Source organism: Streptomyces sp. NBC_00433 (genome assembly GCA_036015235.1).
Classification (GTDB): Bacteria; Actinomycetota; Actinomycetes; order Streptomycetales; family Streptomycetaceae; genus Actinacidiphila.
On the sequence record CP107926.1, the window covers coordinates 8048232 to 8068203 of the forward strand.

Annotated in this window: 10 protein-coding genes; 4 read left to right on the plus strand and 6 right to left on the minus strand. The window is 72.9% G+C overall.

The window, feature by feature from the left end; genetic code table 11:
* Window positions 1-7: 7 nt before the first annotated feature.
* The 3 genes from OG900_34815 to OG900_34825 all read right to left on the minus strand — a co-directional run bounded on the left by OG900_34815 (window position 8) and on the right by OG900_34825 (window position 5574).
* Window positions 8-1615: a hypothetical protein gene (locus OG900_34815; GenBank protein ID WUH94813.1), complete on the minus strand. Its 1608-nt coding sequence runs from the start codon at window positions 1613-1615 to the stop codon at window positions 8-10.
* Between the two features lie 124 nt (window positions 1616-1739).
* Window positions 1740-3266 carry a GT4 family glycosyltransferase PelF gene (gene pelF, locus OG900_34820; protein WUH94814.1) on the minus strand — a complete coding sequence of 509 codons (1527 nt, stop codon included), beginning with the start codon at window positions 3264-3266 and terminating at the stop codon, window positions 1740-1742.
* Window positions 3267-3396: 130 nt separating this feature from the next.
* Window positions 3397-5574, minus strand: a complete 2178-nt coding sequence (locus OG900_34825; protein ID WUH94815.1) for a hypothetical protein — start codon at window positions 5572-5574, stop codon at window positions 3397-3399.
* A 1000-nt stretch (window positions 5575-6574) separates the two neighbouring features.
* On the opposite strand from OG900_34825, the gene OG900_34830 reads away from it, so the two are divergent.
* Complete coding sequence (locus OG900_34830) at window positions 6575-7072, plus strand: hypothetical protein (GenBank protein ID WUH94816.1); 498 nt, start codon at window positions 6575-6577, stop codon at window positions 7070-7072.
* A gap of 240 nt (window positions 7073-7312) precedes the next feature.
* On the plus strand, window positions 7313-9334 hold the full coding sequence (locus OG900_34835) for a SpoIIE family protein phosphatase (protein WUH96032.1): 2022 nt from the start codon (window positions 7313-7315) through the stop codon (window positions 9332-9334).
* 48 nt (window positions 9335-9382) lie between these two features.
* Here the strand turns inward: OG900_34835 and OG900_34840 are convergent, their stop codons facing one another.
* On the minus strand, window positions 9383-10888 hold the full coding sequence (locus OG900_34840; protein WUH94817.1) for a hydrolase: 1506 nt from the start codon (window positions 10886-10888) through the stop codon (window positions 9383-9385).
* A gap of 353 nt (window positions 10889-11241) precedes the next feature.
* Here OG900_34840 and OG900_34845 point away from each other — a divergent pair, with 353 nt between their 5' ends.
* The gene (locus OG900_34845) at window positions 11242-12639 is read left to right on the plus strand and encodes an NADP-dependent succinic semialdehyde dehydrogenase (GenBank protein WUH94818.1); all 1398 of its coding nucleotides are present in this window, start codon (window positions 11242-11244) and stop codon (window positions 12637-12639) included.
* Between the two features lie 108 nt (window positions 12640-12747).
* On the opposite strand, the gene OG900_34850 is transcribed toward OG900_34845, so the two are convergent.
* Window positions 12748-16086: a discoidin domain-containing protein gene (locus tag OG900_34850; GenBank protein ID WUH94819.1), complete on the minus strand. Its 3339-nt coding sequence runs from the start codon at window positions 16084-16086 to the stop codon at window positions 12748-12750.
* Window positions 16087-16199: 113 nt separating this feature from the next.
* Window positions 16200-18293 (minus strand): discoidin domain-containing protein, encoded by a 2094-nt coding sequence (locus tag OG900_34855; GenBank protein WUH96033.1) that lies wholly within the window; start codon window positions 18291-18293, stop codon window positions 16200-16202.
* Window positions 18294-18702: 409 nt separating this feature from the next.
* Between OG900_34855 and OG900_34860 the strand changes: the two genes are divergently transcribed.
* On the plus strand, window positions 18703-19944 hold the full coding sequence (locus tag OG900_34860) for an aromatic acid exporter family protein (protein WUH94820.1): 1242 nt from the start codon (window positions 18703-18705) through the stop codon (window positions 19942-19944).
* Window positions 19945-19972: the final 28 nt, after the last annotated feature.

Genomic DNA, 19972 nt, shown 5'->3' on the forward strand with positions numbered 1-19972 from the left:
GTGGGGCTCAGCGGTGGGTGGTCACCCGGGCCGTGACGGTGGTTGCCGCGGCGAGCAGGACGGCGGCGGCGCCCGCGCCGGTCAGCCCGATGACGGTGCCGGGCGAGCCGGTGCGGGCCGCCAGCAGCGGCAGGGCGGTGCCCGTCGCCGCGGAGAGCACGGCGGCTGCCCACCAGGGCCGCCCGCACGACTGCAGCACCAGCGCGAGCCACAGCATGGAGCCGAGCGCGAGCAGCACCCCCAGATGCGGTGCGTCCCACGCCGCCGCCCCCGGCAGGACCGCCGACTCGACGCCCGCCAGCGCCGCCAGCGCTGCCGCGTAGGCCCCCAGGCACCGCACCAGCACCGGCCACGACCTGCGCAGCAGCCGCTCGGCGACCCCGGTCCGCCGCAGTGCCACCAGGCACCGGCTCCGCAGCCGGAAGAGCAGCCACTCGGCCACCCCCATGCTCACGGTGAGCGAGGCGACGAATTCCCCGGCCAGCGCGGCGGCGACCACCATCCCCCCGGCGGCGAGCCCCCCGACGGCCAAGGGAACCGAGCGGTGCAGGGGCACTCCCGTGGGCGCGCCTGCGGCGGGCTGCGCCGTGCGCGACGGGCGATCGCGCCTTCGCAGCCGCGCCGCGAGCGTGCGGGCGGCGTCCCCTGCCGTACGGGGCGGACCGCCGCGCCTCCGCCACCGTGCGGCGCGCTCTGCCGTACGGGGCGGGTCGTCGTCGCCCGCGTCTCGGCGTCCGCGCAGGCGGTCGGCCAAGCGGCGGCGAACCGTGGTGCGGGTCGAAGCGGCCGGGCGGAGGGCGGTGGCGACCGCCACCGCCGTGGCGGCGGCGACCGTCGACGTGAGGAGTGCGGCGACCGCGGGGGAGGGGAGCCCGGCGGCGCCGCAGGCGGCCGAGACGGTCAGCGGGGCCAGGACGTACAGCAGGGAACGCTCGCGGCCGAGGACCAGCAGGACGGTGGCCGCCGCCATGTAGAGGGCCTGGCCGAAGGCGAAGGCCGGGGCCGACGGGTGGGCGAGGCCCGTGACGGCGACGGCAGCAGCCGTGGCCAGCGCGGTGCCCGCGGCGCCGCCGGTGAGCAGGCAGCGGGCGGCGGCCCGCTGGCGCTGCGCGAGCAGCAGCAGGCCGGCCCGGTGCGCGAGCCCCTGGTTCCAGCCCCAGCTGCACAGCGCGGCCGCCGCCCAGCCCGCGACCGCCGCGGTCACGCCGAACGGCCCGTCGGGCCCCTCCGCCCAGCGCCCGCCGATGACATAGGCGACGCCCGGCAGGGCGAAGGTCAGGCCGCGCAGGACGCAGCGCTCGACGTCCGTCTGCCACGGGTCGGCGCCCGGCTCCGGCTCGGGGTAGGCGCGCGGCACCAGCGCGAAGAGCGCCTCGGCGAGCGTGAACAGGTCGCGGTGCTCATAGCGTTCGGTGATCTGCTCGTCGGTGAGCCCCTCGGACTCCAGCAGCGCGGCGACCTCGTCCGCGTGCGCCGCACTGGAACAAGGCCCGGCCAGCCGCTCCGCCAGCTCCACGACCGGGTCGGCGGCGGCCCACGACGGCACGCGCCGCAACGAGGCCACCCGCACGACGCACCCGTCCGACGCCTCGACCACACGCAGCCCCCCGTTCACGCGCCCCCACCTGCCCGACCTACCGGCCCCGGCCGGCTCGCCCCGAGCCCTCCCGGCGCGCCGGAACGGCCCGCCGCCCAGGGCGTGTCGACGCCGCCCGACCCGCCGCGTACCGCACGTCCGGTCATCCCGTGCCCTCCGTCAGGGCGGGGCGCCAGATGCGGGACATCCAGGTCACGCCGCCGTACTGCTGGGCGGTGCGGGGCTCGGACGGGGAAAGGGCGGTGTAGATGGCGCGGAAGGCGTCGATGGTCTGGCGCAGGGTGAACTGGTCGATCACCCGGAGCCTGGCCGCCTCGCCGAGGGCCGCGCGGCGGGCCGGGTCGCGCAGCAGTGCGAGGGCGGCCGCGGCCATGGCCGCCGGGTCGCGCGGCGGGACGACGAGGCCGGTCTCGCCGACGGCCTCGCGGACACCGCCGACGTCGGTCGAGACGGTGCAGCGGCCGCAGGACATCGCCTCGATCAGGGTGAAGGGGAAGCCCTCGCTGATGCTGGAGAGCATCACCACCTGGCCGGCCGCGTAGGCGGTGCGGATGTCGTCGACCCGGCCCTCGAAGGTGACCGCGCCGGCCGCGCCCACCGCCGCGGCCAGCGCCTCGCACCGCGCGCGGTATTCCTCACCGCCGCGCGGCGTGCCGCCGAAGATGCGCAGCCGCGCCGCCGGTATCTCCTCGCGGACCAGCGCGAACGCGCGGATCAGCGTCTCCAGGTCCTTGATGGGGTCGATCCGCCCCGCCCAGGTCAGCGTCGGCGCCTCGGGTTCGGGACCCGCGGGCGGGAAGGCGCTCGGGTCGACCCCGTTGTAGACGGTGCGGATACGGTCCGCGTCGGCGCCGCCGTGCTCCTCCCAGCGGCGGTTGTAGCGGTTGCCCGGGGTGATCAGCGCGCTGTGCCGGTAGGACTCGCGGGCCAGCAGCCGGAAGAAGTGCAGCATCAGGGACTTGACCGGCCAGCGGTAGGGGCCGGTGCGGTGGCCGAGGTAGCGCTCCCGCTGGTAGACGCCGTGCTCGGTGAGCAGCAGCGGCACCTCGTCGCGGTGGTGCGCGAGCAGGCCGGGCAGGGTGGCGAGCCCGCCGCTGACCGCGTGCGCCACCCCGGTCGGCGCCGCGGCGGCCAGCGGGCGCAGCGCGTGCTCCAGCAGGTCCGTGCCGGTCAGCGCGTCGTGCTGGGCGGGCTGCGCGGCCGCCACAGCCGTGTCCGGCCGCCGCCACAGCCCGGCCAGGGTGCGTACCGCCGCTTCCGAGCGCAGCCCGGCGGACAGCACACCGGCGTCCGCCCATCCGCCGAGTTCGTACAGCGCGGGTCCGAACAGCTCGTCGGTGCCGTCCCCTTCGGCCAGCAGCGCGGTCAGCAGCCGCTCCCAGGCGCCCAGGAAGGCCCGCCGGTCCCGGCCGCGCGGCCCCTTGCCGCCCCGGGTGCCGCCCCACATCGGCACCGACTCCAGCGCCTTCACCTGCGGCGGCAGTTCCCACACCGGCTGTTCGAGTCCGGTCGCGGTGACGGCCGTCACCCGGAAGTCCACGTCGGGCATGGCGCGGACGAGCTGGTCGCACCACACGCTCACCCCGCCGGGGCTGTGCGGATACGTCCCCTCGGTCAGCAGCGTCACCTGCGCGATGCGCGACGGCGGCTCGCCGAAGACTGCGTGCATGAAGTGGTGTCCCCCCTGGACAGGTGGTCAAGGCAGAAAGGTGGTGACGGGCCGGCGGCGCGCGGGCGCCCCCGCCGGGCGGGCGGGCCGACGACCGCCCCGCCCGCCCGTGTGCTTCGGACGCCGCGGGCTACTGCCGCGCGCTGTCGGAGGGTCCCGCGGGCACGGCGTCGGAGACGCCCTTGGGCACCGGCAGCCGGCCGACGGGGGCGGCCAGTTTCGCCGGTGCTTGCGCCGCGGCCGCAGGCGCCTCGGGCACCGCGGCGGCGGGCAGCACCAGGGTCACCGAGCCCTGGAGCAGGCCCGGTTGGGCCCAGCCGGACAGCCGGCCCGCGTAGCCGCTGCCGAAGGCCGTCGTGCCGAGCAACTGCGCCTGCCGGGTGCCGGCCGGCGCGGTCGCGTCGACCTGGACACCGCTCGGCGCGCTGATGGTGACCGTGTCGTCGATGCGGTAGGCGGTGACCTTGCCGCCCTTCCAGGCCGCGCTCCACGCGGCCCTGCGCTGCAATTCCTCGGCGATGTCCGCGGTCCGCAGATTCACCGTGGGGGTGTTCGCCGCGAAGAGCGCCGCGTAGCCGGAGAGCACCCGTTCCAGCACCGGGTAGGCGATCCGGTCCTCGGCCAGGTTCGACTGGTGCATGAAGTGCGGGCGCGGGTTGTTGCCCAGGACGTGGCCGAGGTCGATCCTCGCCTCCAGCGGCACGATGTACGACGCGTAGCCGGTGGCCGGGTCCAACGGGGCGATCAGGCAGGTGGAGTTGCCCGAGGTCGCGCAGGCGCCGCTGCCGCCCTGCGCGAGGTTGGTGTAGATCCAGTTGTACTCGTCGGCCTCCTCCTGGGCGGTGCCGGCGTTGTAGAAGACGTTCATCGGGAAGCGCGGCACGGTCAGGGCCGGGCCGACCTGGCGCTGGTCGGACTCGCGGGAGTTGTCGCTGGCCAGGTACTTCACGCCGAGCCCGCTCAGCGCGGTCGCGAGGTTGGGGTTGTCGGCGGGCTGCTGCGGCAGCACCTTGAGGCCGGAGTGCTCGCCGGTCACCAGCTCCTGGCTGTTCAGCGACAGTCCGTGGGAGGCTGCCCAGCTGCGGTTGTCCTTGACCGTGTCGGTGATGTCGGCCTTGCTCACCCACTTCGTGGCGCCGCCCGCGGTGGTCTCGCAGCGCCACGGCACCACGCTGACGTCCTGCTCGCAGCCCAGGAAGGGGTGCAGATAGGTGTGGTTCACCCAGCGGTAGCTGTTCTTGTCGGCGACCAGCTGGTCGGCCAGCGGGTCGGACGTCGTGTCGTGGTCGGCCTTCCAGTCCTCGCTGCCGCCGCCGTTGAAGACGAAGTCGAAGGTGAAGCCGTGCGCCTTCGCCCACTGCGCGGCGTAGGCGGCGTCCGCCGCCGTCATCCGGATCGGGTCGGCGTCCTCGCCGGTGCCGATCGGGCAGTCCACGTCGCCCGGCGTGCAGTTGAGGGTGCTGTTCCACCGGTCGTCGGCCAGGAAGACGTCGTCGACCTGGACCTCGAAGTAGTTCCGGTCGGCGCCCAGGTGGATGCCCTGGGTCATCCACTCCACGATGCCGCGGGCCAGCAGCCGGAACTGCTGCTGGTACTGGTTGTAGACGAAGGGGATCACCAGCTCGGTGCGCCCGTCGTGCGCGTACTGCCCGACCAGCACACCGCGCTGCGAGCTGCCCGGGATCGGGGCGTCGACCAGCGGTGTGAAGCTCGCCCCGGCGGCCTGCGCGGCCAGCGGAGTGGCCAGGTAGCCGTAACTCTCCGCCTGGTAGGGGTCGTTGTCCTCGAAGGGCACCGGGCCCGTGAGGTAGCCGAAGTCGCCGGCGGCGCCCTGGGCGGTCACCTGCCCCTGCGTACCGTCCAGCTGGCCGAGGTAGCCGCCGGTCTGCGCGTAGTTCAGCCCGACCGCGGGCTGCGCGTAGGTGTAGGCGTCCACCTGCCTGATGCCGAACGTCGTCTCGTACGCCGTCAGGGCCGCCATCTCCGCGGAGCCCGCGCCGAACGGGTTGTCGTTCGGCAGCACCACTGCCTGGAATTTGGCACGCGGCCGCCCCGACACGGTGTCGCTCAGGAAGCCCGCGGTGATCACCGGCCGGCCCGCGGCGGCCAGGTTCACCGTGGTGTACGGAGTGCCCGCGCCGTCCAGCTCCGAGGTGATGGCGGCGGTGGCCGGACCCCCGTCGTCCACCACGAGCACCCTGAGATCGACCCGCGGCGGCACCGCGGTGTGCGCCGCTGTCGGCGCGACCGCCAGTGCCACCAGTGCCGCCGCCGAAGCGACGGATGCGGCACGCAATGCTCTGCCCATGAATTACCTCCCCCGGGGGCCGCCGATTCCCGATCGGCGTGCCCCCACGCACAACGGCCCTTTTTCGGCCGTATTTCCGGGGACCATGGTGGGGCACTTCGCGGAGAAGTTGTGGCCATTCTGCGGAGGTGATCGCGAAGGGTGTGCCATACACGCGGTGGCGTTCGAAGGGGTTGGGCTCTCACCTGCGGTGATACCGCGTGTCATGTTCGCGGCGCGTGCGGATTATCGACCTTAATGATGAACGTCCGGGCATATTTTCGATTTGTACTCCGATCGGGGAAAGAATCGAAATCATGTACGGAACGAGTGGCGCTCGCGACGGGGGCGGCGCCGTCACGCACCCCGCGGAGCCACCTGCGAAAAACGGCTGAGCGCGCTGTTCTCCCCCAGGTGAAAGCTCTGGGGAAGAACAGCGCGCTCAGCGGCTCAACGCACAGTGCGACCGGGGATCAGGGCTGCCCGAAGTCGATCGGGGGCGGGGACGGCGCCGGTGTGGGCTCAGGGGAGGGCGGCACCGGGGAAGGCGGGGTCGGGAGCGGATCCGGCGACGGGCCCGGGACCGGGTGGGGCTCGGGGGTCGGGACCGGGGGTCCCGGCACCGGCTCGTCCGGCGGCGGCACCGGCGGGAATGGGTCAGGGTACGGACTGGTCATCGCACACTCCGTAGGAGATCGCTTACCGTTCGCCCCTTCGCGTACCCCGCCCTCACGCGCCCATGCGGCCCTCGCCTCCTCACGCGTCCTGGGGGGTCGACCCCGCCCCGCACCGCAGCCGCACCGGTGCCCGCCGGCCAAGCGCGCCCACCCGAACGGGTCCACCGCCCTGGGACGTAGCGCCGCGGCCAACGCGGGCCGCCCGTAAGGCAGTCGGCCGCGCCGGAGGCCCCGCCCCGCGCGGTCCCGGCGGGCGGGCGGGGCGGTGGCGCCGTTGGATACCGGAAAGTGCCGGCCGCGCCCTTGGAGCGGTCACGGGACCGCCCCCGGCACAGGAGAGCCGTATGCGCGCCGGGCTCATATCCGCAGCCGCCCTCACCCTGGCCACCCTCGCGGCTGCCCCGGCCCTCGCGGCCGCCGCGCCCGCGCCGGCCGCCGCCGGAGGCCCCGGCTTCACCGCCACACCGGCCACCGCCGCCCCCGGCGACACCGTCGCCCTGCGTGCGACCGGCTGCGCGGGCCCGGCGACCGCCTCGGCCCCCGGCCTGTTCGGCACCGTGGCGCTCGGCCCCGGCGACGGGACCGGGCAGAGCGCCACGGTCACCGTCGGGCGGTACGCCAGGCCCGGTGCGCGCTACGACGTCACCTTCGGGTGCGACGCCGGGCAGAGCACCGTACCGCTGGCCGTCGAGGAGCGCGGCGCGGCCGTGCCCGGCGCCGTGCGCACCGGTCTCGGCGGGGGTGTGACCGGCCCGAATTCGGTCAAGGTGGTCGCGGTCGGGGCCCTGGTCGGCGCGACCGGCCTGGTCGCCGTACGCCGTCGCCGCACAGCCGCGCACTGACCCGCGCGGATGATGCGGCGAAGCGGAGCATAATGGTCGTAATGCCTGCGAATCATGCTGAAGGTGCCCCGGCGGCCCGCCTCGCGGACGCGGGCCGTTGACCGCAGGTCCGACCCCCGGAGCGAGCGCATGACAGTGCCCAAGCGGCCGGTCCGCAGTGGTTACGACCCCAGGGTCGGCCCGGTCCTGCAGCAGGGACGGCCTCCCGAGACGGAGATCGGCCCGGGGGAGCGCCTGTCCATGAACGGCATGGGAAGCTTCGACTGGCATCTGGACCACCAGACGTTCGAGCTGGACGCGGCCGGCCTCCAGGTGTTCGACCTGGAGCCGGAGGAGTTCGACTCGCGCCCCGAGTCGCTGGTGCTGCGGATCGCGCCCGAGGAGGGCTCCCGGCTGGACTACGCGCTCAGGAGGGCGCTGCAGGCCGGGCAGCGCAGCTACGGCGGCTACTTCCAGATCACCCGCAGGGACGGCACCAAGCAGTGGACTTATACCCAGGGCACCATCCTGCGCGACTCCCGGGGCAACGCCTACCGCATCGTCGGCATCGTCAGGGACGCCACCGACGAGCTGACCCAGGCGCCCGACATGCAGCCGGGGCCGCCGCTCGCCGAGCCGCAGAGCATTGCCGTGGTCGTCCGGCAGACCATCGAGGCGCTGTCCCGCGCGGTGACCGTCGGGGACCTGGCCGCCGTGCTGACCGGCGCGGGCGGCCTGGAGCGCTTCGGCGCCGACGGCCTGGTGCTCGGGCTGATCGACGGCGGCAACCTGCGGTTCGTCGGTGCCAGCGGCAGCGCGATCAGCGGCATGGGCGAGCTGCCGCCGCGCCGCCTGGACGGGTCGCTGCCGCTGGGCGAGGCCGTGGTGACCCAGCAGCCGAACTTCGTCACCTCGCTGGCCGCGCTGGGAGAGCGGTTTCCCGCGATGCGCGCCTATGTCGCGGGCACACCGGACGTGCACGCCGCCGCCTTCCTGCCGCTGGTCGCCCAGGCCCGCTCCATCGGCGGCCTCGCGCTCTTCTACCGCTCGGGTGACGTCCTCACCACTGCCCACCGCGAGCTGTGCGCGGCGCTCGCCGCCATCGTGGCGCAGTCCCTGCAAAGGGCGATCCTCTTCGACCGCGAGCGGGAGTTCGCCACCGGCCTGCAGGCCGCGATGCTGCCCAGGGACATACCCCGGGTCGCCGGCGCCGGTGTCGCGGTCCGCTACCATGCGGCGTCCAGCGGCCGGGAGGTCGGCGGCGACTGGTACGACGTGGTGGCGCTGCCGCAGAACCGGGTGGGCCTGGTCGTCGGCGACGTCCAGGGCCACGACACGCATGCCGCGGCCGTCATGGGCCAGCTGCGGATCGCGCTGCGCGCCTACGCCGCCGAGGGCCACCCGCCGTCGACCGTGCTGGCCAGGGCGTCCCGCTTCCTCGCCGAGCTGGACACCGAGCGCTTCGCGACCTGCGCCTACGCGGAGCTGGACCTCGCCGGCGGCTCGGTGCGCATCGCCAGGGCCGGCCACCTCGGCCCGCTGGTGCGGCACACCGACGGCAGCACCGGCTGGCCGCATGTGCGCGGCGGCCTGCCGCTGGGCCTGGCCACCAGCCTGGACCTGCAGGAATTCCCCGAGACCCGGGTCGACCTGGTGCCCGGCGAGACCCTGGTCTTCTGCACCGACGGGCTGGTCGAGGAGTGCGGCCTGGACATCACCATCGGCATGGAGGCGCTGGCCGAGGCGGTGCGCGACGGCCCCGACCCCCCGGAGGCGCTGGCCGACCACCTCGCGGGCAACCTGTGGGAGCGCTGGGGCTCGCAGGACGACGTGGCCCTGCTGATCCTGCGCCGCGACCCCGACCCCGGCACCCCGCGGGCGCCCCGCGTGCACCTCTACGTCCACCAGGCCGACCCCGAGGGCCTGGCCGACGCCCGCCTCGCGCTGCGCCAGGCGCTGGAGGCGTGGCAGCTGCCCTGGCTGGCCGACGACGTGGAGGTGGCAGCGGGCGAACTGCTGGTCAATGTGCTGCTGCACACCGAGGGCGGTGCGGTGATGACCCTGGAGGTGATGCCCGAGCCGGTCCGCCGGGTCCGGCTGACGGTGCAGGACCGCTCCAGCGTGTGGCCGCGCCGCCGCTCGCCGGGCGAGGCCGCCACCTCGGGGCGCGGCCTGCTGATGATCGACGCGCTGTCCACCCACTGGGGTGTCGAGCCGCGGGGCGACGGCAAGGCCGTCTGGTGCGAGTTCGGCCCCGCGGCCCAGCCCAGCCTGCTGGGCTGACAGAGCGCGGCCTCCCGCCGGCGGCCGCGCCGGCGGGAGGCCACCCGGTCAGCTGACGTTGATCGCCGCGTCGTCGATGACGAAGGACGTCTGGAGCTTGGAGCCCTCGGTCCCGGTGAATTTCACCGTGACCGTCTGCCCGGCATAGGCGCCCAGGTTGAACGAGCGCTGCGTGAAGCCGGACGCCGCGTTGGCGTTGGTGTACGTCGCCAGGGTGGTCAGCACGGTGCCCGACGAGTTCAGTACCTGCGCCTTGAGGGTGTCGTAGGCGGTGCTGCCGGTCTCCGCGGTGTCGATGTGCAGCCAGAAGGTCAACTGGGCCGCGCAGCCGGACGGGACGGCGACCGACTGGGAGAGCGTGTCGGTGGTCGCGGTGCCGTAGCCGTCGAGCCAGGCTTTGTACGACCCGCTGTGCGCCGCTTCGCCGCTGTCGTTGTTGATCACACCGCTGGAGGCCGACCAGGAGGAACTGCCGGACTCGAAGCCGGGGTTGGCGAGCAGCTGGCGGGCGGTGCAGCTGCCGCCACCGCCGGTGGTGCCGCTGGTGGACGTGGTCGGCGGGGTGGTGGGCGGTGTGGTGCCGCCGGAACCCGCCAGCCAGGCGGTGGCGTTGAGCGCCAGGGCCGCGTCGGTGCCTGCCGGGTCGTTCCAGCCGTCGTAGAGCGTGTTGCCCGACTGGCCGGTGCCGTCGTCCACCGGTGAGCTGTCGCCCCAGATCGCCACCCGGCCGCTGCCGAAGGTGCTGGTGGCGAAGAAGGCGCCGCTGTTGCCGGACGAACCGGCGCGGTAGAGCAGGCCCTTGACGTCGGGGTTGTCGGCCGGCTTGAGGGTGAAGGTGGTGCCGTCGCGCAGGATGCTGCCGGTGACCGTGCCGAACGGGCCGTGCAGCACCGGGTCGGAACCGCTGCTGATCGCCCGGGGGTTGTCGGTGCTGATGTCGAGCAGGTCGACGGAGAAGCCGAACGGGTCGGTGTTGTCGACCCCGTTGCTGGTCAGCAGGTCGTTGATCACGCACGGAGAGTCGCAACCGTCGTTGTTGCGGTCGCTGTTGTTGTGGTCGGAGATCAGGAACAGCCCGCCGCCGTTCTTCACGAAGGTCATCACCGCGGTCTTCTCCGCGGCGCTGAGCTTCACATTGGGCTCGATCAGCACGAAGGTGTCGAAATTGCTCAGGTCCTGCGCGTTGGAGCCGCTGCCGTAGGTGATGGTCCGCCCGGAGGGCAGCGTGTTCAGGCTGTAGCCGCCGGCCTTCTGCAGGGCGACGCCCCACGAGGACAGCGCGCCCGTCCAGTCGGTCTCCGCGTTGGGCGTGGAGTCCTGGCCGAGCGGGTCGGGCTGGCTGGTGCTGATGATCCAGTCGGCATTGCCGGCCGTCTCCGCCTTGGTGTTGTCGAAGAGCACGCGGTGCGTGGCGGCCGCGGCGGGTGCGGCGGAACCGGTCGGCGCGGCCTGCGCGCTTCCGGTGGCGACGCCGGCCGCGGCCAGGGCGATCACGCCCAGTGCCGCGGTCGCGCCGAGCGCGATCCTGCTGCGGGACGTACGGGGACCAGGCATCCGTCAACCTCCATGTGGGGGGCGGTGGGTGGGGTGCGGGCAACGATTCTGCGCGCGTAGAACCTGTGACCGATGTGGCAGGCGTTACGAGTGGGTGAACGCTGCAGGTCAGCTCCCTCCGGGCGGCCTGCCGCCGTTCGCGGCTTCACCCGGACGGTGGTAGGTCCGCGTGCCGGGTTGCGCCGGGCGGGTGCCGTGCGCCGGTGCGCTGGCGCAGCGCCGACGCTCGCGGCGGCGGCGCAGGGCAGGATGGCCGCGCAGCCGCATGGACACGGTCGGCGCGGGTACCCGCGCCTCGTGGGCGCCCGGCCCGCGCGCCCGCCCGCCCGGCCCGCGGCACGAGGAGGAGCACCATGCCGATCGCCACCGTGAACCCCGCCACCGGGGAGACGGTCCGTACCTTCGACGCGCTCGACGCGGACGGTGTCGAGCGGCGGATCGCCGCCGCCCGGAGCGCTTTCCGCAGCTGGCGGGAGTCCGACTTCGGCACCAGGGCACGGCTGCTGCACGCGGCCGCCGACCTGCTCGACAAGGAGCGGGACGACATCGCCCACATCATGACCCTGGAGATGGGCAAGACGCTGGTCTCGGCCCGCGCGGAGGCGGCCAAGTGCGCCAAGTCGATGCGCTGGTACGCCGACCGCGCCGAGGCGCTGCTCGCCGACGAGCACCCGGACCCCGCGGACGTCGAGGACAGCGGGGCGGCCCGCGCGTACGTCCGCTACCGGCCGCTGGGCGTGGTGCTCGCGGTGATGCCGTGGAATTTCCCGCTCTGGCAGGTGGTCAGGTTCGCCGCGCCCGCGCTGATGGCCGGCAATGTCGGGCTGCTCAAACACGCCTCCAACGTCCCGCAGACCGCGCTCTACCTCGGCGAGCTGTTCCACCGCGCCGGCTTCCCCGAGGGCTGCTTCCAGACCCTGCTGGTCGGCTCGGGCGCGATCGAGAAGATCCTGCGCGATCCGCGGGTGGCCGCGGCGACGCTCACAGGCAGTGAGGGCGCGGGCCGGGCGGTGGCCGCGGTCGCGGGTGACGAGGTGAAGAAGACGGTGCTCGAACTGGGCGGCAGCGACCCGTTCGTGGTGATGCCGTCGGCCGCCGCGGACCTGGACCGCGCGGTGCAGGTCGCGGTGACCGCCCGGGTGCAGAACAACGGCCAGTCCTGCATCGCCGCCAAGCGCTTCATCGTGCACACCGACGTCTATGACGCCTTCGCTGAGCGCTTCAGCCGGGCGATGAGCGCCCTGCGGGTCGGCGACCCGGCGGCGCCGTCCACCGACGTCGGCCCGCTGGCCACCGAGCAGGGCAGGGCGGAGCTGGAGGAGCTGGTCGGGGACGCGCTCGACCGGGGAGCCGAGGCGCTGTGCGGGGCCCGCAGGCCCAAGGCGCTGCCGCCCGGCTGGTTCTACGAGCCGACCGTGCTCACGGGGGTCACCCCGGCGATGCGCATCCACCGCGAGGAGGCCTTCGGCCCGGTCGCCACCCTCTACCGGGTGCCGGACCTGGACGCCGCGGTGGAATTGGCCAACGACTCGCCGTTCGGGCTGAGTTCCAACGTGTGGACCACCGACGAGGACGAGCAGCGGCGCTTCGTGCGGGACCTGGAGGCGGGCGGGGTGTTCTTCAACGGCATGACCGCCTCGCATCCGGCGCTGCCCTTCGGCGGTGTCAAGCGGTCGGGCTACGGCCGCGAGCTGTCCGCGCACGGCATCCGCGAGTTCTGCGACATCACCACCGTCTGGTACGGCCGCTGAACCCGTCTGTATTGTCATGTACATCTGCCTCCCCACGGGGAGTCGTCTTCACCCATGGGGAGGCAGAATCGGTGGGGCCGGGGCTCGTCGGGCCTCAGCCCGGGACCGTCAGGTGACCGTCCAGACGAAGGTCGCGGTATCGGCCGCGCCCTGCCCGTCCGTGGCGGTCACGCTCACCGTGCTGGTGCCGGCCCTGCCGGGAGTGCCGGAGATCACCCCGTCCCGGCTGATGGCCAGCCCGGCCGGCAGCCCGGTCGCGCTGAAGACCGGGGCGGCGCCGCCGGTCGCCCTGGCCGCGACCGCGAGCCGCACCGGGGTGTCCGCCGGGCCGCTCATGCCCCGCGGGTTGACCACGGTGACGGTGGACGCGGCGGTGCCCGTCGCGCCGACCGTCCTGGCGCTCATCGCGGTGGCCACGGTGAGCGTGCCGGTCAGCGGAAGATTCCGCGACGAGTCGCCGACCATGATCTGGTAGGCGCCCGCAGGCGTCGTCCAGGCCGACGTCGTGGTGTTCCAGTACGCCAGGTCGTGCGCGCTGACCGGGAAGGTCACCTTCGCACTCGCGCCCGGCTGCAGGTCCACCCGCTGGAAGCCCTTGAGCTGCTTGGCGGGTTCGCCCGTGGACGCCGGGTCGCCGACGTAGAGCTGGGCGATCTCGGCGCCTGCCCGGGTGCCGGTGTTGGTGACGGTCGCGCTCACCGTCGCGTTGCCGCTGCCGTCCAACGCCCCCACCTGCAGGCCGGAGAAGGAGAAGGTGGTGTACGACAGGCCGAAGCCGAACGGGAAGAGCGGTGTGATGTTCTGCGCGTCGTACCAGCGGTAGCCGACCTTGAGGCCCTCGCTGTACTGCACGTTGCCGTTGCCGGGCCACTGCGCCGCGGTGTGCGCCGGCACGTCGTTCAGCGAGGCGGGGAAGGTCACCGGCAGCTTGCCCGACGGGTTGACGTCGCCGAACAGCAGCGCGGCAAGGGAGTTGCCGACCTCCTGGCCCGCGTACCACTCCTCGATGACGCCCTTGACCTGCCCGAGCCACGGCATGGTCACCGCGGAACCGGTGTTGAGCACCACGACGGTGTTCGGGTTGGCCGCCGCGACCTGCTGGACCAGCTGGTTCTGCGCGCTGGACAGGTCGATGCCGCCCAGGTCGGTACCCTCGTTCTCGCCGTAGCCGACGCAGACGACCGCCACGCTCGCCGAGCGGGCCGCGTTCACGGCCGCGTTGACGTCGTTGCCGTCGTTGTACGTCACCGTGGCGCCCGTGCCCGCGCGGGCCTTGACGGCGTCGATGGGCGCCTTCGTGCCCGAACTCGTCGCGGTGGCGCTGCCGCCGCCGACGCTGCGCACCCCGGCGCCGCCGTCCGGGCCGATCACCGCGATCGAGGTGGCGTCGGCTCCCGACAGCGGCAGCACACCGCTGTTCTTCAGCAGCACCGAGCCCTGCTCCGCGACCTGCCGTGCGGTGGTCTGGTGCGCGGCGCTGGTCACCACCGAGTCGCGGTTGCCGGTCTTGTGCTTCTCGAAGATGCCGAAGCTGAACATCTCGGTCAGCACCCGGGTGACCATGGTGTCCAGCGTCGCCTGGCTGACCTGGCCGTTGGCGAGCGCCTGGGCCAGGAAGTCGGCGTAGAAGTAGCCGCCCGGCATCTCGACGGTCATGCCGTTGTTGGCGGCGTCGACCGTGGAGTGCGCGCCGCCCCAGTCGCTGGTGACGAAGCCGTTGAATCCGGCCTCCTGGTAGAGGCCCTTCTTGAGCAGGTCCGCGTTCTGGCAGGCGTAGACCCCGTTGACGGTGGAGTAGGCGCACATCACCGACGCCGAGGCGCCCTTGCCGACCGCCGCCTGGAAGGCCGGCAGGTAGATCTCGTGCAGGGTGCGCTGGTCGATGATCGCGTTGTCGGCCGGCCCGTTGCGGTTGGTCTCCTGGTTGTAGACCGCCACGTGCTTGGCCTGCGCCATGACGCCCTGGCTCTGGATGCCCTGGATGCTCGCGGTCGCCATCTGGGCGCTCAGGTACGGGTCCTCGCTGTAGGTCTCGAACGCCCGTCCCCAGCGCGGGTCCCGCACGATGTTCATCGTCGGGCCGAGCGCCACGTCCGCGCCCTTGCCGGCGAACTCGGCACCGGCCACCGTGCCGTACTGCTTCTGCAGGCCGGTGTCCCAGGTCGCCGCGGACGACACCGCGGAGGGCAGCTGCGTGACACCGCCGAAGCCGTCGCCGACCCCGCTGGGGCCGTCGTGGTAGCCCATGGCCGGGATGCACAGCGAAGCGATCGCGTCGGTGTTGCCGATGTACGGCTGCGCGGCGCCGTTGCCGTGCAGCATGGTGAGCTTCTGCGCCTGCGTCATGTGCGACAGGACCTGCGCGACCCGGTCGGCGACCGGAGCGGTCGAACCCACCCACGGGCACACGCCGTTGCCGCCGTCACCGCCGGTGCCGCCGCCCGGCGGCCCGGTCTGGCCGCCACCGGGGGAGAGCACCTGCACCTCCCACAGCGAGTAGCCCCACTGGGTGGCCCGCTGGGTGCCGTACACCCGCAGATAGCGGGCGTGCGCGGTGAAGGAGCGCGTCTCGGTGCCGCCGGTGCCCGCCGCGGTCGAGTACGCCGTCGCCCAGGTGCTGCCGTTGTCGCTGGTCTGGATCTGGTAGGCGGTGCCGTAGGCGGCCTCCCAGTTCAGCGTCACCCCGCAGATGTCCTGCGAGGAGCCGAGGTCGACCTGGAGCCACTGCGGGTCGGCGGCCGCCGAGGACCAGCGGGTGCCGGTGTTTCCGTCGAAGGCCGCGGACGCCGGGAAGGTGCCGGTGTCCTGGGTGGACGACGCGGTGGCCGGACGGCCGGTCGCCGCACCGGAGTTGCCGCAGGGCCCCGGCGTGGTGCCGCCACCGCCGGTCGCACCGCCGGTGGCCGTGCCGCCCGAGCCGCCGAAGACCTGGAATTCCCACAGCGAGTAGCCGTACTGGGTGGCACGGGCGGTGCCGTACATCCGCACGTAGCGGCCGGTGCCCGAGACGTTCAGCGTCTGGTTCCCGCCAGTCGCCGTGGTGGTGGAGTAGACGCTCGTCCAGGTCGTGGCGTTGTCGGAGACCTGGATCTGGAAGGACTTGGCGTAGGCCGCCTCCCAGTGCAGGACGACCTGGGTGACGGGCTGCGAGGAGCCGAGGTCGACCTGGACCCAGCTCGGGTCGGCGAAGGCGCTCGACCAGCGGGTGCCGTCGTCGCCGTCGACCGCCGCGGAGGCGGGCGTGCCGGCGTTCTCGGTGGAGGACGCGGTGGCGGGCTTGCCCTGGGAGAGCAGCACCGGGGTGGCCGCGCGGGCGGCCCTGGGGGTGGCCACCAGGGCCAGCGCGACGACCAGGACGAAGCCGACGAGGGCGGCGAGCCGGGTCTGGGCGGCGGTCGGCCGCCGTCGTCGAAGGGGTGGGGGAGCGCCGAACGAGGCTTGCAGCATGGGGGGTCCGCCTCTCTCACCGGCGGCCCCTGGGCCGCCGGGCCGGTGTGGGGGGGAAGGCCGGATGCCCGGGTCCCGTGCTGCGGTGGGACCCGGGCATCCGGGAGCTTGCGCTACTGCGAGACGCGCACGTAGTCGACCAGCATGCGCTGCGGGAAGACCGTGGTGGCGTCCGGTGCGCCGGGCCAGTCACCGCCCACCGCGTTGTTGAGGATGATGTAGAACGGGTGGTCGTACACCCACGGGCCCCGGGTGGACTCCACCGTCGCCTTGTCCGCGGTGAAGAAGGCGTGGCCGTCGACCGAGAAGGTCATGTGGCTGGAGTCCCAGTCCACGGCGTAGGTGTGGAAGTCGTTCGCGAAGTCCGAGCCCGCCACGGTGTAAGGGGAGCCGTAGCCGTTGCCGCCGTTGTAGGCGGGGGCGTGCAGCGTGGAGTAGACCGAGTCCGCGACCTTGCCGACGTGCTCCATGATGTCGATCTCACCGGAGTTCGGCCACGGTGTGCCGGTCTTGAAGTTCGACCCCAGCATCCAGAAGGCCGGCCACAGGCCCTGCGTGCCGGTGACCTTGATCCGCGCCTCGACATGGCCGTAGGTGAAGTTGAAGTGGTCCGAGGTGTTGATCCGGCCCGAGGTGTACTGGTGGCCCTGGACGTTCTCCTTCCTGGCCTCGATGACCAGGTCGCCGTTGCCGTCCATCGTGGTGTTGTCGCCGTTGGTGTAGTACTCCAGTTCGCCGTTCTGGCCGCCGCCGACGTCCTGCGTCCACTTGGAGGTGTCCGGCTTGGTGCCGGCCGCGCCGTTGAACTCGTCGCTCCACACCAGGTGTTCGGGGTTGCCCGGGTTCGGCGGGAGGGCGGGCGGCGAGGTGGGGTTGCCGCCGGTGCCGTAGACGTCGAAGGTCCACAGCGAGTAGCCGTACTGGGTGGCACGGGCGGTGCCGTACATCCGCACGTAGCGGCCGTTGCCGTCCACGTTCAGGGTCTCCTTGAAGCCCTTGCCCGTGGTGGTGGAGTAGATGCTCGTCCAGTTGGTGCCGTCGGCCGAGGTCTGGATCTGGTAGGCGGTCGCGTAGGCCGGGTCCCACTGCAGGACGACCTGGGTGATGTGCGCGGTCGCGCCGAGGTCCACCGCGATCCAGCCCGGGTCCACCCAGCCGTTGGAGTCGCTGGTCGCCCAGCGGGTCGCCGGGTCCTCGTCGAAGGCCTTGGACGGGGTGCAGCCGGTGCAGCTGTTGGCGTCCTGGTAGGTCGAGGCGGTGCCGGGCTTGTTGTACGACAGCAGGGTCGCGTTGCCGGGCGGGGGAGTGGTGGTGCCGCCGGTCGTACCGCCGTTGGTGCCACCGCCGTTGGTGCCGCCGCCGCCGGTGAAGACCTGGAACTCCCACAGCGAGTAGCCGTACTGGGTGGCGCGCTGGGTGCCGTACACCCGCACGTAGCGGCCGGTGCCGCTGAGCGTGATCAGCTCGGTGGCGCCGGGGCCGGTGGTGGTGGAGTACGCGCTGGTCCAGTTGGTGCCGTCGGCCGAGACCTGGATCTGGTAGGCCTTGGCGTAGGCGTTCTCCCAGCTGAGCTGGACGCCGCAGATGTTCTGCGACGCGCCGAGGTCGACCTGGAGCCACTGCGGGTCGGCGGCCGCGCTGGACCACCGGGTGCCGGTGTTGCCGTCGACGGCGGAGGAGGCCGGGGTGCCGGCGTTCTCGGTCGAGGAGGCGGTCGCGGTCTTGTTCAGCGCCGCGTTGGTGGTGCTGCAGGCCGAGTTGCCGCTGCCGGTGGTGCCGTAGACCTGGAATTCCCAGAGGGAGACGCCCCACTGGGTGGCGCGCTGGGTCGTGTTGATCCGGACATAGCGCCCGGAACCGTTTACGGTAAGGGTCTCGTTGCCACCGGCCGAGGTGGTGGTGGAGTAGACGTTCGTCCACGTCGTGCCGTTGGCCGAGGTCTGGATCTGGTAGGCCTTGGCGTAGGCGGTCTCCCAGTTCAGCGTGACCTGGGAGACGGTGGCGGTCGCGCCGAGGTCGACCTGGAGCCACTGCGGGTCGGCGGCCGCGCTGGACCACCGGGTGCCGGTGTTGCCGTCGACGGCGGCCGAGGCGGGGGTCCCGGCGTTCTCCGTCGAGGAGGCGGTCGCGGTCTTGCCCTGCGAGAGCAGGGTGCCCGCGGCCTTGGCCTGGCTCTGGGTGACCGCGAGCGCGAACGCCGCGAGCACGGCCGCGACGAAGGCGAAGACGAGGGAGCGGGGTATGCGTCCGGACAGTTGTGGGGGGTTGCCGATCACGGCGTCTCCTGGGTGCGTGTGAGAGCGCTCTCTGGTTGCAGCGATGATTACGGCGCTGTTGCTGACACGTCAAGAAAGTGAACGAGATTGGTCCTACTGTTTCGAGGCGTCAGAGCTAGCCGTCGACCCCTGAACGATCAGTGGACTCCTTGCCCGCATAGACGAGTTATGCGGCAATCCGCTGAGTGCAAGGTCTTGACACGCCGTCCGCCCCGCCCGAGCCCGTGGCGCCGGGGGGTGAACCCGCCGCGCCGCGACGTGCCGTACGGCCCTGATCCGCTCCCTCGTGCCTAGGCTGTGCCGGGCCAGTGAGATCGCCCGGTGCGGGAAAGGTCATGGGATGCCCGACGTTCCAGAACCCATGGTCAAGCTCGTCCGTTGGTCGGCGGAGCCGGCCTCCGCCCAGGTGCTGCGGTCCACCGCGGCGTCCGTCATCTCCTATGTCGTCGCCGTGTGGCTGCTGCCGAACCCGGCCCCGCTGACCGCGCCGCTCACCGCGCTGCTGGTGGTCCAGGTGACCCTCTACTCGACGCTCACCACCGGGATCAGCCGGGTCAACGCGGTGGTCGCCGGCGTGGTGATCGCCATCGTCTTCAGCGTGCTGGTGGGCCTGAGCTGGTGGAGCCTGGGCCTGATCATCCTGACCTCGCTGCTGATCGGCCGGTTCGTGCGGGCCGGTGAGTTCGAGATCGAGGTGGCGATCAGCGCGATGCTGGTCCTCGGGGTGACCCGGGTGGCCACCACCGCCTGGGACCGCATCTGGGAGACGCTCATCGGGGCCGGTGTCGGGCTGCTGTTCAACCTGCTCGCGCCGCCGGTGTGGGTGCAGCCGGCCGGCGAGTCGATCGAGTCGATGGCCCGCCGGATGGGCCGGCTGTTCCGGGAGATCGGCGGCGAGGTCGCCGGGCACCTCCCGGTCGCGCGCGCCGCCGCCCGGCTGCACGAGGCACGCCGGGTCGACCACGACATCGCCGAGGTGGACGCCTCGCTGCGGCAGGCGGAGGACAGCCTGCGGTGGAACCCCCGGGTGCGCGAGGGAGCGCTCTCCCGGATCGTGCTGCGGACCGGCCTCGACACCCTGGAGATCTGCGCGGTGGTGCTGCGGGTGCTGTCCCGTACGCTCACCGACCTCGCCAAGCACCGCACCGACGAGCCCCTCTTCCCCGACGACGTGTCGGATCAGCTTGAGCAGTTGTTCGACCACATCGCCTATGCGGTGGAGAGCTTCGCGGTGCTGATCACAAGCCAGGTTTCGGCCAATGCGGAGACCGCGGAGGAGCGGCTCACGAAAGCGCTTGCGGACAGCGCCGAGAGCCGGGACCGGATCGCCGACCTGCTGCTGGTGAAGGTCAGGGAACACCCCAGGCAGTGGCAGCTGCACGGCGCCCTGCTGGCGGAGGTGGACCGGATCCTGGACGAGCTGGGGCTGGAGAAGCGGTCGGAGCGGCTGGTGGAGGAACTGGACAAGGCGGGCAGGGAGGCGACCGAGCGCTTCCCCCGGCTCGCCCTGGTCAAGCGCCGCCTCGGCGACATCGGGCTCTACCGGCGCTCGTCCGCGGCCGTCCGCGACGTCTTCAAGTAGCCCGACCGGGCCGCCGCGCCCGCCGCGC